The sequence below is a fragment of the Exiguobacterium algae genome (assembly GCF_018617875.1).
Taxonomy (GTDB): Bacteria; Bacillota; Bacilli; order Exiguobacteriales; family Exiguobacteriaceae; genus Exiguobacterium; species Exiguobacterium algae.
This window is the reverse complement of the sequence record NZ_JACSKZ010000002.1, coordinates 232,482-246,921: the sequence shown is the minus strand read 5'-3', so window position 1 is coordinate 246,921 and position 14,440 is coordinate 232,482. Positions and strand designations below refer to the sequence as shown.

Annotated in this window: 15 protein-coding genes and 1 riboswitch; of the genes, 14 read left to right on the top strand and 1 reads right to left on the bottom strand. The window is 50.3% G+C overall.

What is annotated here, in order from left to right; all coding sequences use genetic code 11:
* The 5 genes from pknB to KNP03_RS06445 all read left to right on the top strand — a co-directional run bounded on the left by pknB (position 1) and on the right by KNP03_RS06445 (position 4,897).
* A complete protein-coding gene (pknB, locus tag KNP03_RS06465; RefSeq protein ID WP_214827005.1) occupies positions 1–1,953 on the top strand; it encodes a Stk1 family PASTA domain-containing Ser/Thr kinase in 1,953 nt (650 codons plus the stop codon).
* A gap of 43 nt (positions 1,954–1,996) precedes the next feature.
* Positions 1,997–2,881: a ribosome small subunit-dependent GTPase A gene (gene rsgA / locus KNP03_RS06460; RefSeq protein ID WP_214827002.1), complete on the top strand. Its 885-nt coding sequence runs from the start codon at positions 1,997–1,999 to the stop codon at positions 2,879–2,881.
* A gap of 4 nt (positions 2,882–2,885) precedes the next feature.
* Positions 2,886–3,542 (top strand): ribulose-phosphate 3-epimerase, encoded by a 657-nt coding sequence (rpe, locus tag KNP03_RS06455; protein ID WP_214826999.1) that lies wholly within the window; start codon positions 2,886–2,888, stop codon positions 3,540–3,542.
* A gap of 20 nt (positions 3,543–3,562) precedes the next feature.
* Positions 3,563–3,663, top strand: a riboswitch (TPP riboswitch).
* A 74-nt stretch (positions 3,664–3,737) separates the two neighbouring features.
* Positions 3,738–4,310 carry an energy-coupled thiamine transporter ThiT gene (gene thiT / locus KNP03_RS06450; RefSeq protein ID WP_214826996.1) on the top strand — a complete coding sequence of 191 codons (573 nt, stop codon included), beginning with the start codon at positions 3,738–3,740 and terminating at the stop codon, positions 4,308–4,310.
* Complete coding sequence (locus KNP03_RS06445; protein ID WP_214826993.1) at positions 4,310–4,897, top strand: thiamine diphosphokinase; 588 nt, start codon at positions 4,310–4,312, stop codon at positions 4,895–4,897. Before thiT ends, KNP03_RS06445 begins: the two co-directional genes overlap by 1 nt.
* 55 nt (positions 4,898–4,952) lie before the next feature.
* On the opposite strand, the gene rpmB is transcribed toward KNP03_RS06445, so the two are convergent.
* On the bottom strand, positions 4,953–5,141 hold the full coding sequence (gene rpmB, locus KNP03_RS06440) for a 50S ribosomal protein L28 (protein ID WP_015881349.1): 189 nt from the start codon (positions 5,139–5,141) through the stop codon (positions 4,953–4,955).
* A gap of 253 nt (positions 5,142–5,394) precedes the next feature.
* Here rpmB and KNP03_RS06435 point away from each other — a divergent pair, with 253 nt between their 5' ends.
* The 9 genes from KNP03_RS06435 to fabG all read left to right on the top strand — a co-directional run bounded on the left by KNP03_RS06435 (position 5,395) and on the right by fabG (position 14,415).
* Complete coding sequence (locus KNP03_RS06435; protein WP_214826984.1) at positions 5,395–5,757, top strand: Asp23/Gls24 family envelope stress response protein; 363 nt, start codon at positions 5,395–5,397, stop codon at positions 5,755–5,757.
* A gap of 22 nt (positions 5,758–5,779) precedes the next feature.
* Positions 5,780–7,459 (top strand): DAK2 domain-containing protein, encoded by a 1,680-nt coding sequence (locus KNP03_RS06430; RefSeq protein WP_214826982.1) that lies wholly within the window; start codon positions 5,780–5,782, stop codon positions 7,457–7,459.
* 63 nt (positions 7,460–7,522) lie between these two features.
* Positions 7,523–8,185, top strand: coding sequence for an L-serine ammonia-lyase, iron-sulfur-dependent subunit beta (sdaAB, locus tag KNP03_RS06425; RefSeq protein ID WP_214826980.1), 663 nt, complete (start codon positions 7,523–7,525; stop codon positions 8,183–8,185).
* 12 nt (positions 8,186–8,197) lie between these two features.
* Positions 8,198–9,085 (top strand): L-serine ammonia-lyase, iron-sulfur-dependent, subunit alpha, encoded by an 888-nt coding sequence (sdaAA, locus tag KNP03_RS06420; protein ID WP_214826977.1) that lies wholly within the window; start codon positions 8,198–8,200, stop codon positions 9,083–9,085.
* Positions 9,072–11,102, top strand: coding sequence for an ATP-dependent DNA helicase RecG (gene recG / locus KNP03_RS06415; protein ID WP_214826974.1), 2,031 nt, complete (start codon positions 9,072–9,074; stop codon positions 11,100–11,102). The genes sdaAA and recG overlap by 14 nt, the downstream gene beginning before the upstream one ends.
* An 85-nt stretch (positions 11,103–11,187) precedes the next feature.
* Positions 11,188–11,757 carry a transcription factor FapR gene (gene fapR, locus KNP03_RS06410; RefSeq protein ID WP_214826971.1) on the top strand — a complete coding sequence of 190 codons (570 nt, stop codon included), beginning with the start codon at positions 11,188–11,190 and terminating at the stop codon, positions 11,755–11,757.
* Positions 11,754–12,743 (top strand): phosphate acyltransferase PlsX, encoded by a 990-nt coding sequence (gene plsX, locus KNP03_RS06405; protein ID WP_214826968.1) that lies wholly within the window; start codon positions 11,754–11,756, stop codon positions 12,741–12,743. Before fapR ends, plsX begins: the two co-directional genes overlap by 4 nt.
* Before the next feature lie 18 nt (positions 12,744–12,761).
* On the top strand, positions 12,762–13,682 hold the full coding sequence (gene fabD, locus KNP03_RS06400) for an ACP S-malonyltransferase (protein ID WP_214826965.1): 921 nt from the start codon (positions 12,762–12,764) through the stop codon (positions 13,680–13,682).
* Positions 13,675–14,415, top strand: a complete 741-nt coding sequence (gene fabG / locus KNP03_RS06395; RefSeq protein ID WP_214826963.1) for a 3-oxoacyl-[acyl-carrier-protein] reductase — start codon at positions 13,675–13,677, stop codon at positions 14,413–14,415. Before fabD ends, fabG begins: the two co-directional genes overlap by 8 nt.
* Positions 14,416–14,440 lie beyond the last annotated feature (25 nt).

The following is a 14,440-nucleotide window of genomic DNA, read 5'->3' as shown; positions in this document are numbered from 1 at the left end:
ATGCGAAGCGGAGACCGAATCAACGATCGTTATCGGATCGAACAGCAAATCGGCAGCGGAGGCATGGCAAATGTCTACCGGGCTCATGATGAGATTTTAAACCGAACCGTCGCCATCAAAGTGTTACGATCTGAGTTCTCGCACAATGAACAATTTATACGAAGGTTCGAACGCGAGGCACATGCGGCAACGAGTTTGAACCATCCAAATATCGTCGCCATCTACGACGTGGGTGACGAAGATGATTTGTACTATATTGTCATGGAACATGTGGATGGCATGACGTTGAAGCAATATTTGCAAGAAGAATACATATCTGTCGATGAAGCGTTACGCATCATGGGGCAGATTTGTGATGCGATTGATCATGCGCATGCGAACCGAATCATTCATCGGGATATCAAGCCACAAAATATGATGATTGACCAGACTGGGAATGTGAAGGTGACAGACTTTGGGATTGCCGTGGCCATGTCGAATGCGACGTTGACCCATACCATGTCTGTATTGGGGTCGGTGCATTATTTCTCTCCCGAACAGGCAAGAGGGAAGTTTGCCGACGAAAAGTCAGACATTTATTCGCTAGGTGCGGTCTTATACGAACTTGTCACAGGACGTGTTCCGTTTATCGGTGAGACACCTGTCGCGGTGGCCCTTCAGCATTTACAGGACGATCCTATCCGGCCGATGGATTTGAACCCGAATGTTCCACAGGCACTGGAAAACTGCATTACGCAAGCGTTGGCGAAATCGCCTGGAGAACGTCACGCCTCGGTGGCGGCTTTCAAAAAAGATTGCATGACCTCACTTAGCCGGGAACGGAGCAATGAACCAAAACGGTCTCTCACGGATGAGGACCCGTTCGATAAAACGCTGGTCATGGCACCGATTGTCACAGATGAAGTGAAGGAAAAGCAACGTCCGGTAACGCCAATCGCATCTACAGAAGAGACACCGGTCTCAAAAATCACACCACCGAAGAAAAAGAAACGAAAATGGTGGATTTGGCTTTTACTCGTGATTGTGTTGATCGGCGGAAGTATCACGGCCTACGTCGTGGCAGACGAGATGTCCCGTGCAGTCGTACCGGATGTGGTCGGAATGAGTATCGGTGATGCGACGACGGAACTGGAGGCGTCCGGTTTTGAAGTTGAAGTAACCGAACGTTCGAGCGACAACATTGAAGAAGGAAATGTGATTTCGCAAAATCCGCAGGAAGGGCGTAAACCGAAACGGGGCACTACGGTCAACATTGTGGTGTCAGCAGGGAAAGATACGGTTGATATGCCGAATGTGGAAGGCTTGTCACAGACGGCTGCCGAGCGGATGTTGAAGGACTTGGCTTTCATCGATTTGGAAATCAAAACAGAGCCGTCTGAAACAGTCGATAGCGGCGATGTCATCTCTCAATCGATTGACCCAGGGGATGAAGTCATTCCTTCGGAAGTGACGGTGACGCTCATCGTCTCAACCGGTAGTAATAAAGTAGAACTGGCAAACTTGGCCGGCTATACGTTTGAAGAAGCAACGACCTATGCGGAGCAGAATAAATTGAAAATCGTTCGCCGTGATGAATTTTCAACGAGTGTACCGAAAGGGCAAATCATTCGTCAGCTTCCGACCGCTGGAACCGCGGTTGACCCGGATACAGAGCTTACTGTCATCGTCTCGGAAGGGGTAGAACCTACGGACGTTTCGATCGAACGGGAAGTCGACGTAGAAGTCGAACAACCAGGAAACGGGAAAAAATCAAAATCGGTTGAAGTCGTCATTCGTACGGTCGATGCGAGAGGTGAAATCGAAGTATTACGTGACAAAATTACGGAAACAACGACATATTCCTATACGCTCGTCATTGCTCCGGATGAAGTGGGGACAGCAACGATTGAAGTAAATGGTGATGTCGTTCGGACCGACTCCGTCACATACGCTCAAGCAAAAGAAGCACAATAAGGGATGGCGGGAACGTCATCCTTTTTTTAAAGGAGGACCATGAATGAAAGGGACAATCATTCGTCTGCAAGGCGGGTTTTATGATGTCATGACGGAAACGGATCAAGAGATTCGCTGCCGGGCACGTGGGAACTTTCGAAAACGAAACATCTCTCCTGTGGTGGGGGATGATGTCGTCATTCAAGACCAAGGGGACGGGACCGGCTATATTTTAGAAGTCGAGGAACGTGAAAATCATCTCATTCGTCCACCGATCGCCAATATCGATCAAGCGTTTCTTTTATTCTCAGTGAAAGAGCCGGCTTTCTCTTATCACTTGCTGGACCGCTTTCTCGTCTTGATCGAATCGAAACAGATTCATCCGATCATCGTGTTGACGAAAATGGATTTGCTTGATGATGAAGAGACGGAAAAAATTCGTGAGGCAACGACCCTCTACCGTCGAATCGGCTATGAGGTCATCGAGACATCGACCGAATCGAGTGTTGGCGTTGAGCTGATCCGATCGGCATTCAAGCAGAAGACGAGCGTCTTTGCGGGCCAGACAGGTGTCGGCAAGAGTTCTTTGTTGAATGCGGTGGCGCCAGAGCTTGCATTGGCGACCGGGAAGATTTCAAAATCTCTCGGACGCGGGAAGCATACGACACGCCACGTCACACTCATTCGATTAGCGGAAGGGCTCGTAGCCGATACACCGGGCTTTTCGAGTTTAGAGTTTCCACAAGAACTTGAAACGGAAGAATTACGCTGGTGTTTCCCTGAGTTCGTCGAGCTGCATGATGAATGTAAATTCCGTGGCTGCGTGCATATGAACGAGCCTGGGTGTGCAGTAAAAGCGGCAGTCGATTCGGGCGAGATCGCTTCCACGCGATATGAGAATTATGTTACGTTTATGGAAGAATTAAATGACCGAAAGCGGAGGTATTGAACAGATGATTAAAATTGCACCATCTATCTTGTCGGCCGATTTTGCCAATTTAGAAGCGGAAGTAAAAGCCGTTCAAGACGCCGGAGCGGACTATATTCATTTTGATGTGATGGACGGCCAATTCGTACCGAACATTTCGATTGGTTTGCCGGTTCTTGCTAGTTTGCGTGCGAAATCGGATATGGTTCTCGACGTGCATTTGATGATTGACCAGCCCGAACGTTTTGTCGAAGATTTCGTCAAGGCGGGGGCAGACATCGTGACCGTTCACGTTGAAGCGACGAACCACCTGCACCGTGTCTTGCAACAAATCAAAGCTGCCGGAGCCAAATGTGGAGTTGTTTTGAATCCGCACACACCGCTCTCAACAATCGAGCACATCCTCGGGGATGTAGACATGGTTCTTCTCATGACAGTAAACCCTGGATTCGGGGGACAGGCATTCATTGAGTCTGTCGTACCTAAAATTTCAGCGTTGAGTGAAATGCGTGCGGCGCGTCAACTCGACTTTGAGATTGAGATTGACGGAGGGGTGAACCCGGAAACGGCGAAATTATGTATCGATGCAGGAGCTGATGTACTCGTTGCCGGTTCTGCCATCTACAACCAACCGGATTATAAAGTCGCAATCGATAGCATTCGCGACGCATCTCGTGTATAATCGAAGTCAGAACAACAAGATAGAGTCGCAAGGGGTGTCACATGATGTGGCTGAGAGGCATACGCTAACCCTTTGAACCTGTTCCGTTCACACGGACGTAGGGATGTGGCGAAAATGCACGTTGCGAATCCAAGCAGCATGGCGTTTACGTCATGCTGCTTTTTGTCGTTCATTATCATGAAGGAGGAGATTTTTATGAACCAACGATTTAAACTGCAAACGCTGATCGAAATTTCACTGTTTGCGGCGCTCGGGATCATTTTTGACTTACTGATTCCGTTTCGATTACCACAAGGAGGTTCGATCAGTTTAGCGATGCTCCCGATTTTCGTTATGGCATTCCGGCACGGGGTGAAAGGCGGACTGGCTACCGGTGCACTCGTCGGAACGATGCAATTCATGTTCGGGGTTTACATTTTTACACCTGTTCAATTTTTACTCGACTATACGGTCGCATTTGGATTGGTCGGAATGGCCGGCATCTTTGCCGGTCGTGTGAAACAGGCTGCACAGCAAGGGGCGATGAAAACATTGACCACGTATTTGATTCTCGGGTCTTTCTTGGGTGCATTCCTGCGTTTTCTCGCCCACTTCATCTCCGGGGTCGTCTTTTTTGCCGAATATGCTGAAGGTCCGGTCGTGACTTACTCGATCCTCTACAATGCGACGTACATGGTACCTTCCTTTATCCTATGTGCGATCGTGCTTGTCACGCTCTTTACGGCTGCGCCACGTTTTGTAAGTGTCGCGACAAGAGACGTACGGTAATGCGTGTACTCATCGTGGCGGCAAGTCCGGATCCTGTTCCGGACTTGCCGCATGACGCGGATGTGATCATCGGTGTGGACGGGGGATATCAAGTCCTGCTCGATAAAGGGATCACACCCGATCTGATCGTCGGTGATTTTGATTCGTTTACAGGGACAGTTCCTGCTGATGCCGTTCGCTATCCCTCAGAGAAAGACGTGACCGACCTTGAGATTGCACTTGAAGCTGCGCGGGAGCGAGGGGCGTCAGAGATTGAGGTTTATGGCGCACTCGGCGGAAGACTTGATATGACGTTAGGAAATATCGGGTTACTCGAGGCTTATCCGGAAATGAGGCTCCACGCTGTGGGGCAGGAGGTATTTCTCGCAACGGAAGGGGAACATTGGATCGAACGGAAAGAAAACCATTATCTTTCGTTCATTCCGTGGAAAGAGGCAACGCTCTCGATTGCCGGAGTCAAATATCCTCTCCGTCACCGAGCGGTGTTCAGTCATGAGGCGTTGACCATTTCGAACGAGTGGTCAGCGGATGTGGCCGAATTGAAGGTTCATCGTGGGAAAGTACTCGTCATGCTCATAAAAAAATAAACAAAAAAATCCCATCGGCGCATGCCGCTGGGATTTATTCGTTCGTGTATAAGTATTATACGCGTTCAACGAGACCTGATTTAAGTGCGCGAGCTGAAACCCAAACGCGTTTCGGTTTACCGTCAACGAGAATACGAACTTTTTGTACGTTTACACCCCAAGTACGTTTTGTCTTGTTAAGTGCGTGCGAACGGTTGTTACCTGATTTAGGTGATTTACCTGTTACGTAGCATTTACGTGCCATGCGTTTCCCCTCCTTTTTTATGTGGGTTCGTCCTAATAGACACTCGTTTATATTAGCACGGCTTTTTTATCGATGCAACTAGAAAATCGTACCATGACAAGAAAAAAACTTGACATTACTCTCAAGGATTTGAATAATGAATGAGGTTATGACGTTCATTGAACGATGTTTCTGGAGCAGGTTCTTTTAATAACTAGGTACTTATTGTAGAATATACTGTAGGAATCATTCCGAATAAAGGAGGCTACTCCATATGGCAATTGAAATGAAGACAACATATGGCAATATTGACATCACAAGTGACGTCATCGCGACGCTTGCAGGCGGTGCGGCGATGGAATGTTTCGGTGTCGTCGGCATGGCATCACAAGCACAGTTAAAAGACGGGATCGCAGAATTATTGAAACGTGAAAACTATGCGCGTGGAGTCGTCGTGCGTCAGGATGATGAAGACGTACATATCGACATGCATATCATTGTGAGCTACGGAACGAAAGTATCTGAAGTCGCATACAACGTGCAAAGCCGAGTCAAGTATACGCTCGGAGAAACTTTAGGATTAAACGTTTCGTCGGTAAATATATTTGTTCAAGGCGTTCGTCTGACGAATGACTGACGAATACGGAGGAGGATTTGGTGTGGGTTTAAAACGTTTAGATGGATTGGCGCTCGCGAACATGATTGCAAACGGAGCGGCCAACTTGAGCCAAAACGCGGATTATGTGGATTCGCTTAACGTCTTCCCGGTTCCAGATGGAGACACGGGGACGAACATGAATTTGACGATGACTTCAGGTGCCAAGGAAGTCGCGGCATTGAACACGGAAGATATCGCTGAAGTATCATCGAAATTCGCACGTGGATTACTCATGGGAGCACGCGGGAACTCTGGTGTTATTTTGAGTCAATTGTTCCGCGGATTCGGAAAAGCGGTTGAAGGAAAGACTGAACTTTCTACAGTCGATTTTGCCGAAGCGCTCAAACGCGGTGTCGACACAGCTTACAAGGCGGTCATGAAACCGGTTGAAGGGACGATTCTGACGGTTGCTCGTGAAGCGGCAGACGAAGCGCTCCTAGCGTCTGAGTCGACGAGTGATTTTAATGAATTTATGGAACGTGTCGTCGCGGAAGCGAAAGCATCACTCGATCGTACACCTGACTTGTTGCCGGTATTGAAAGAAGTCGGTGTCGTCGATTCAGGTGGTCAAGGACTACTCGTGATCTATGAAGGGTTCCTTGCGACACTCGAAGGGAAAGAACTTGAAAAGCCGCACGCTCCAGTAATGGACGCGTTGATCGAAGCAGAGCATCATGCTCATGCGGCTCAAGGCTTCATGTCGACGGAAGATATTGAGTTCGGTTACTGTACTGAAATCATGGTACGCTTCCAGGATGAGAAGTTGAAGGATGCCCCGTTCAATGAAGATGCATTCCGGAACGAATTGTCTGAGCTTGGTGACTCACTTCTCGTCGTCGCTGACGAAGAGTTATTGAAAGTCCACGTCCATGTTGAAACGCCGGGTGAAGTCATCACGAAAGGGCAACGCTTCGGTGAACTCGTTGCCGTTAAGATTGAGAACATGCGTCAACAACACTCGACAATTCTTGAAGAAGAACAAGGAGCAAACCAACATGGGGTTGCAGCTCCTGCCAAACCGAAAGCGCCATTTGCAATCGTGACGGTCGCGATGGGCGAGGGTGTCAGTGAATTGTTCCGTTCACTCGGAGCAGCACATGTGATTGAAGGCGGACAGACAATGAACCCGTCGACGGAAGATATCGTGAAAGCGATCGAGTCTGCAAATGCGGATCATGTCTTCATCTTCCCGAACAACTCGAACATCATCATGGCGGCTGAGCAAGCAGCATCTGTCGCACCATGTGGTGTATCGGTCATCCCGACGAAGACGGTTCCACAAGGTCTTGCTGCGGCAATCGCCTTCAACCCGGAAGCGGATGTGGAAATGAACGAACAAGCGATGAATACAGCGGCAAATACGGTCAAATCTGGCCAAGTCACTTACGCCGTTCGTGATACAAGTATCGACGGTGTCGAGATTCGTAAAGACGACCATATGGCAATCGCTGAGAAGAAAATTGTTGCGTCGTCACCATCGAGCCTTGAAGCGGCAAAACAACTTGTCGACGCTCTCGTCGATGCGGATGATGAAATCATCACGATTTTGACGGGTGAAGGTTCTTCAGAAGCGGACGTCGCTGAATTGACATCCTATATCGAGTCTGTGAACGATGAGATCGAGATTGAAGTTCATGACGGTAAACAACCGCTCTACTCCTACATTTTTAGTGTGGAATAAGCTGTTTCTAGTCCCTACCTTCTGTATAATGAAGGTAGGGCTTTTTTGAAAGGGGGAAAAGTGATGAAATATCGTAGCGTGTTTGATATTATCGGGCCGGTCATGGTCGGTCCGTCGAGCTCACATACGGCCGGAGCAGCCCGAATCGGTTTAATGGCGGGGAAACTGTTCGGTCGGACACCGAAAGTGGCTCGAATCACCTTTTATGGATCGTTCGCTGATACGTACCGGGGTCATGGTACGGACGTGGCGATCGTAGGGGGGATTATGGGGTTCGATACGTTCGATCTCAGGATTCCCGAGTCACTCGACATCGCTCGAGAGAAAGGGATAGAAGTTATCTTTGAGACGAGCGACTTATTGACCGAACACCCGAATACGGCTCGGGTCCATCTTGAGGATGAAGCTGGGACATTTGAGATTGTCGGGATTTCAATTGGAGGGGGAACGATTGAAATTTCGGAATTGAATGGGTTCCCGTTGAAATTGACGGGAGGTGGACCGGCGCTTGTTGTGTTACACCATGACCGCTTTGGGGCGATCGCGGCTGTGACGGGCGTCCTGGCCAACCATCAATTGAACATCGGCCATATGGAAGTGAGTCGTCATGAGAAAGGAAAACAGGCACTCATGGCCATCGAGATTGATGAACCGATCTCATCGGACGTTATTGCAGAACTTGAACGGTTGCCGCAAATCGAACGGGTAGCCATTTTTGGGGAATAAGGAGAATGCTTCATGTTTAAATCAGTTGAAGAATTAGTCACGATGGCAACGGAACGGGGGATTCCGATTTCAGAAGTGATGATTGAGCAGGAAATGCATGTCAGACGCTCGACACGTGAAGAAGTCGTGGGCATGATGGACCGGAACCTGGAAGTAATGGAAGAAGCGGTCGAACGGGCGCTTCAAGGCGTCACTTCGGTGACAGGGCTTACCGGGAATGACGCAGTGCTCATGCAAGAATATATCCGCTCAGGAAAGTCGCTTGCAGGGGATTTGATTTTGGACGCCGTCTCGAAAGCGATCGGAACGAACGAAGTGAATGCGGCCATGGGACGCATCTGTGCGACACCGACAGCGGGTAGCGCGGGCGTTGTACCTGGAACATTGTTTGCGGTGAAAGACCGGCTCGGTATGGATCGTGAGGCGATGGTCCGTTACTTGTTCACCTCAGGAGCTTTCGGATTTGTCGTAGCAAACAATGCTTCGATTTCCGGGGCGGCTGGAGGCTGTCAAGCAGAGGTCGGCTCGGCGACAGGGATGGCCGCTGCGGCGATCGTCGAGGCGGCAGGAGGCACGCCGGACCAGTCGGCGACTGCATTTGCGATCGCCTTGAAAAATATGCTTGGTCTGGTCTGTGATCCGGTTGCGGGTCTGGTCGAGGTCCCGTGTGTGAAACGAAATGCGATGGGCGGGGCGAATGCAATCGTTGCGGCGGATATGGCGCTTGCGGGCATTACCTCGCGCATTCCATGTGACGAGGTCATCTCTGCGATGCATGAGGTCGGGCAAATGATGCCGACCGCCTTGAAAGAAACCGCCCGTGGAGGACTGGCGAACACACCGACAGCCCGTCGGCTTGAACGAAATATTTTTGGAGAGAAAGAAGATGCCAAACAATGATGCAATCACGACTCTGAAAGGAGTCGGGCCGGAAATGGCTAAAAAATTAGAGACGATGGGTCTTGAGCGAATCGAGGACGTGCTGGAGCACGTCCCGTTTCGTTATGAAAATTATAATAGCGGCACGGTGACGACAGCCGTACATGGCGACCTCGTCAAATGGAGCGGGACGGTACAAGCGGAAGCGCTCGTCCGTTATTACAGTAAAGGGAAAAACCGTTTGCAGTTCCGACTCCTGCTTGAAGACCGCTATGCCGTACAAGTGACGATGTTTAACCGTGCTTTCTACAAAGATAAGCTGACAGTCGGGACGACCGTAACGGTGAAAGGGAAATGGGATATGAATCGGATGACGATCAGCGCTACCGATTTAGAGTTTGGCGAACAGTCAAACGGCCTGCAACCGATCTATTCATTACGGGCCGGGCTGACCCAAAAGAACTTTAGCCGCATCGTGAAACTGGCATTTGATCAGGTGGATGCGATTCCGGAACGTGTGCCGGAACCAATCCGTGCCCGATACCGGCTTGAAGACCGAATGTCGATGCTTCGCGGAATGCATTTCCCGGACACGGTGGCAACATACAAACAGGCAAGAAGAAGCTACGTCTACGAAGAATGTTTACTGTACCAATTGAAATTGCAGGCGTTTCGGAAAATGGAGCGCTCCGGAAACGGCCGGGCACTGACTTTAGACAAAGAGCGCTTAAATGATTTTGTCAGACATCTCTCTTTTCCGCTCACCGGTGCCCAGACACGGGTTGTGAGAGAGATTGTATCCGACTTGGAGAAAACGGAACGGATGAACCGCCTATTACAGGGGGATGTCGGGAGCGGGAAGACCGTCGTTGCCGCGATCGCCTTGTATGCGACTGTCATGGCAGGGTATCAAGGGGCACTTATGGTACCGACTGAGATTTTGGCCGAACAGCATGCGTCGTCTTTGCAGGAATTGTTTGAGCCATACGGAGTGACCATTGCTTTACTGACAAGTTCGGTGAAAGGAAAGGCACGAACCACCCTGCTTTCGGCGATTCGATCAGGTGAAGTGGATATCATCGTCGGCACCCATGCGCTGATTCAAGGACCGGTCGAGTTTCATCGGCTCCATTTGGCTATTACCGATGAACAGCATCGCTTCGGTGTGGAGCAACGGAAAATGCTCCGTGACAAAGCAGAGTTAGCGGATGTGCTGTATATGACGGCGACTCCGATTCCGCGGACTTTGGCAATCAGTGCGTTCGGGGAGATGGATGTCTCGACGATTGATGAGATGCCGAAAGGGCGAAAACCGATCGAGACGTACTGGGCAAAGAATGACCAGATTGATCGTGTCCACGCAATGGTCGACCGTGAGTTATCCCTCGGAAGACAGGCATATGTGATTGCGCCGCTGATTGAAGAATCCGATACACTTGAGGTGGAGAGTGCGACGGCACTTTATGAGCTGTTAAAAGAACGCTTCCCGGCCTATGCGGTCGGTCTGATGCACGGGAAGCTATCGAGCGCGGAAAAAGATGAAGTGATGAAATCGTTTGCCGAGAATAAAACGCAGATTCTCGTGTCGACAACCGTCGTCGAGGTCGGTGTGAACGTCCCGAATGCCTCAGCGATCATCATTCATGATGCGGAGCGCTTCGGACTGGCGCAACTTCACCAGTTGAGGGGACGTGTCGGCCGGGGGGCGCATCAGTCCTATTGTATTTTGGTCGGTGATCCGAAGTCGGATGTCGGGAAAGTCCGGTTGAAGACGATGACTGAAACGAATGATGGCTTCGTTCTCGCGGAAAAAGATTTAGAATTGCGTGGCGCCGGGGATTTCTTCGGAACGGCACAAAGCGGACTCCCGAGTTTCCGTGTCGCAGACCCGGTCCTCGATTTGAAGGTGATGGAGGTCGCGCGGCAAGATGCGGTGAAGTTGCTTGAAAGCGAAACGTTTTGGGAGGATTCGATTTATCAGACACTCCGCACCTATCTAAAACGGCTCGACCTGCTTGTTGGAGAAAGGTTAGAATAATACTTGAAAATGACGACTAAAGAATATATACTGCTATTAGTACCAGGTATTAAGTTCTTTAGCGAATAGTTTAGGAGGGAACTGAATGCGGGTACCTAAGAAAGAGCGGCAACGCTTGTTGCAAGAGACGATTGAACACAACCCGTTCATTAAAGATGAAGAACTGTCAAAACAGTTCTCCGTTAGCATCCAAACCATCCGGCTCGATCGAATGGAATTGAAAATTCCAGAGGTTCGGGAACGGATCAAACATGTGGCTTCTGAACACCTCGATGAAGTCAAATCGCTCGCTTTGAGCGAGGTCATCGGGGATATGATCGACTTAAAACTCGACGATTCGGCCATTTCTGTCCTCGATATAGAAAAAGAACACGTCTTTAGCCGTAACGAAATTGCCCGTGGACATGTATTGTTCGCGCAGGCCAACTCGTTAGCGGTGGCGCTGATCGACGATGAGTTGGCGTTGACCACTAAAGCGGAGATTCGCTTTAGTCGCCAAGTTCATCTCGGTGAGCGAGTCGTTGCCAAGGCTCGTGTCGAAAAACTTCGTCGGGACGGACGGACGGACGTGACAGTGGAAAGTTTTGTCGGTGAGGAATGTGTCTTCAATGGAGAATTCACGATCTATCGACGTGGTGAGGAGGAACAAGCATGAAGCTAGCGATTGATGCAATGGGTGGAGATCACGCACCAAAAGCAATCGTCGAAGGGGTCAAACAGTTCATAGAACAGTTCCCGAATACACAGATGGAGCTCTTTTTAGTCGGAGATGAAGTGAAGATTGCTTCCTACGGCATAGAAGACTCACGTGTGACGATTGTACCGGCGAGCGAAGTGATAACGGGAGAGGACGAGCCTGTCCGTGCGGTCCGCCGCAAAAAAGACAGTTCACTCGTCGTGGCTGCCCGACTTGTAAAAGAAGGAAAAGCCGATGCACTCGTGTCTGCAGGAAATACCGGGGCACTTATGGCGGCATCTCTTTTCATCATCGGGCGCATCCCGGGAATCGAACGCCCGGCGCTGTCTCCAACATTCCCTACATATACGGGCAATGGTGTCGTCGTATTGGATGTAGGGGCAAACCCGGACGCGAAAGCGGAACATTTGGTTGACTACGCAATCATGGGGTCGCTTTATGCGGAGCATGTGCGAGGAGTCAAACAGCCACGCGTCGCGCTCTTGAATATCGGAACGGAGGCTGGCAAAGGAAATGCGCTCACAAAAGAAGCGTTCCCCCTCCTTGAACAAGCACCGGTCCACTTCGTCGGTAACGTCGAGGCGAGAGAGGCGATGTCTGGTGACGTGGACGTCATCGTGACAGAAGGATTTGCCGGCAACATCCTGTTAAAAGGGGTAGAAGGCTCATCGGCCATGCTCATGAAGATGATGAAAGAGCAATTCACAAGTAATCTTGTCTCGAAGCTCGCCGCTCTCATCTTAAAACCGAAATTGACAAAATTGAAGCAAACGCTCGATTATCGAGAACATGGGGGTGCCGGCCTATTCGGAATCAACGCGCCGGTCATTAAAGCACACGGTTCAAGCGATGCCCTCGCCGTGATGAGTGCTTTGAAACAGGCGAAGATTATGGTCGACCATGATGTTGTCTCGAAAATCAAGCAAGCGAAAGCAATAGACTAATTGAAAGCAGGTGAGGACATGGGGAAAGTAGCATGGGTGTTCCCAGGACAAGGATCGCAGGCGGTCGGTATGGGACAGACGTTCTTGCATGACCCGGAAAACTTCCAAGCAATCGGTCGCCGACTTGGCTTCGACCTTCTTGATGTCATGTCGTCTGGTTCAAAAGAAGACTTACAGGAAACAGACGTAGCACAACCGGCCATCGTGACACATGCAGCAACGCTTGCCCTTGCTTACGAGAAGCAAGGCGCAAAACCGGATGTCGTCATCGGTCACAGTGTGGGCGAATATGCCGCACTTGTACTGGCTGGTGTCATCGATTTGGAGGAAGCGGCGGTGCTCGTACATGAGCGCGGAAAGTTGATGTCGACCGTCAAAGACGGTACGATGGCAGCGGTCGTCGGTATGACGGATTTACAGGAAGCGTTCCACATCACGGAAAAAATTAGTGCGAGCGGTGACTTAGTACAAATCGCAAACTATAATTGTCCGGGGCAATTCGTTATTTCTGGACATGTCGATGCCGTCAAGCAGGCGGGTGAAGAATTGAAGGCTGCCGGAGCCAAACGTGTATTACCTTTAAACGTGTCCGGAGCGTTCCATAGTTCTTATATGATGCCGGCTGCGACCCGCTTCAAGGACATCTTGGCCTCCTCACCGTTTCAACAGGCTTCAATCGACTTCATTTCGAACGTCGATGCAACGATTCATCGCGAACCGGTGAAATTGAAGGCGTTATTGACCGAGCAATTGTATGCCTCGGTCCGATTCGAAGACTGTGTCCGCAAGGCAATCGAAGAAGGTGTGGATACGTTCATCGAGTTCGGCCCGTCCTCACCGCTATCTGGACTGATCAAACGCATCGACGGAAACGTGACGATTCGAAAAGCGACAACCTTGGAAGAGGTTGTTGCGTTAGGAGGAGAAGTACGTGCATGACCATGTAGCCATCGTGACCGGTGCGTCCCGAGGAATCGGGGCCGCCATCGCGAAGCGTTTAGGGGAAGACGGCTTTCGGGTCGTCGTGAATTACTCGGGTAGTGAAGCAAAAGCACAGGCTGTCGTCTCTGCGATTGAAGAAAGCGGTGGAGAGGCGATTGCTGTGAAAGCGGACATTTCGAATGCGGATGAAGTGAAAGCGCTCGTTAAAACGACGCTGGACCAATTCGGACGCATCGACTGTCTCGTCAACAATGCCGGGATTACGCGTGACGGTTTGTTGATGCGAATGAAAGAGGCGGACTTCAACGATGTGTTGTCCACCAACTTGAAAGGGGCCTTCTTGACATCTCAAGCGGTGACGCGGTCCCTGCTCAAATCCCAAACCGGGCGAATCATTAACATCGCTTCGGTTGTCGGCATCACGGGGAATGCCGGTCAAGCGAATTACGCAGCGGCAAAGGCTGGCTTGATCGGCTTGACGAAATCTGTCGCACGGGAGTTGGCAGGTCGTCATGTGACGGTCAACGCCGTCTGCCCGGGATTCATTCAAACGGACATGACAGACGCCTTGACAGAAGCGCAGCGGGACGCTACACTCGAGCAGATTCCGTTTAAGCGTTTCGGACAAGTGGACGATGTTGCGAACCTCGTCTCGTTCCTGGCGTCAGAACAAGCCTCTTATGTGACCGGTCAGACGATTGCTGTCGACGGTGGCATGACGATGGCATAAAACAGAACTTTACCATTAGACTGAC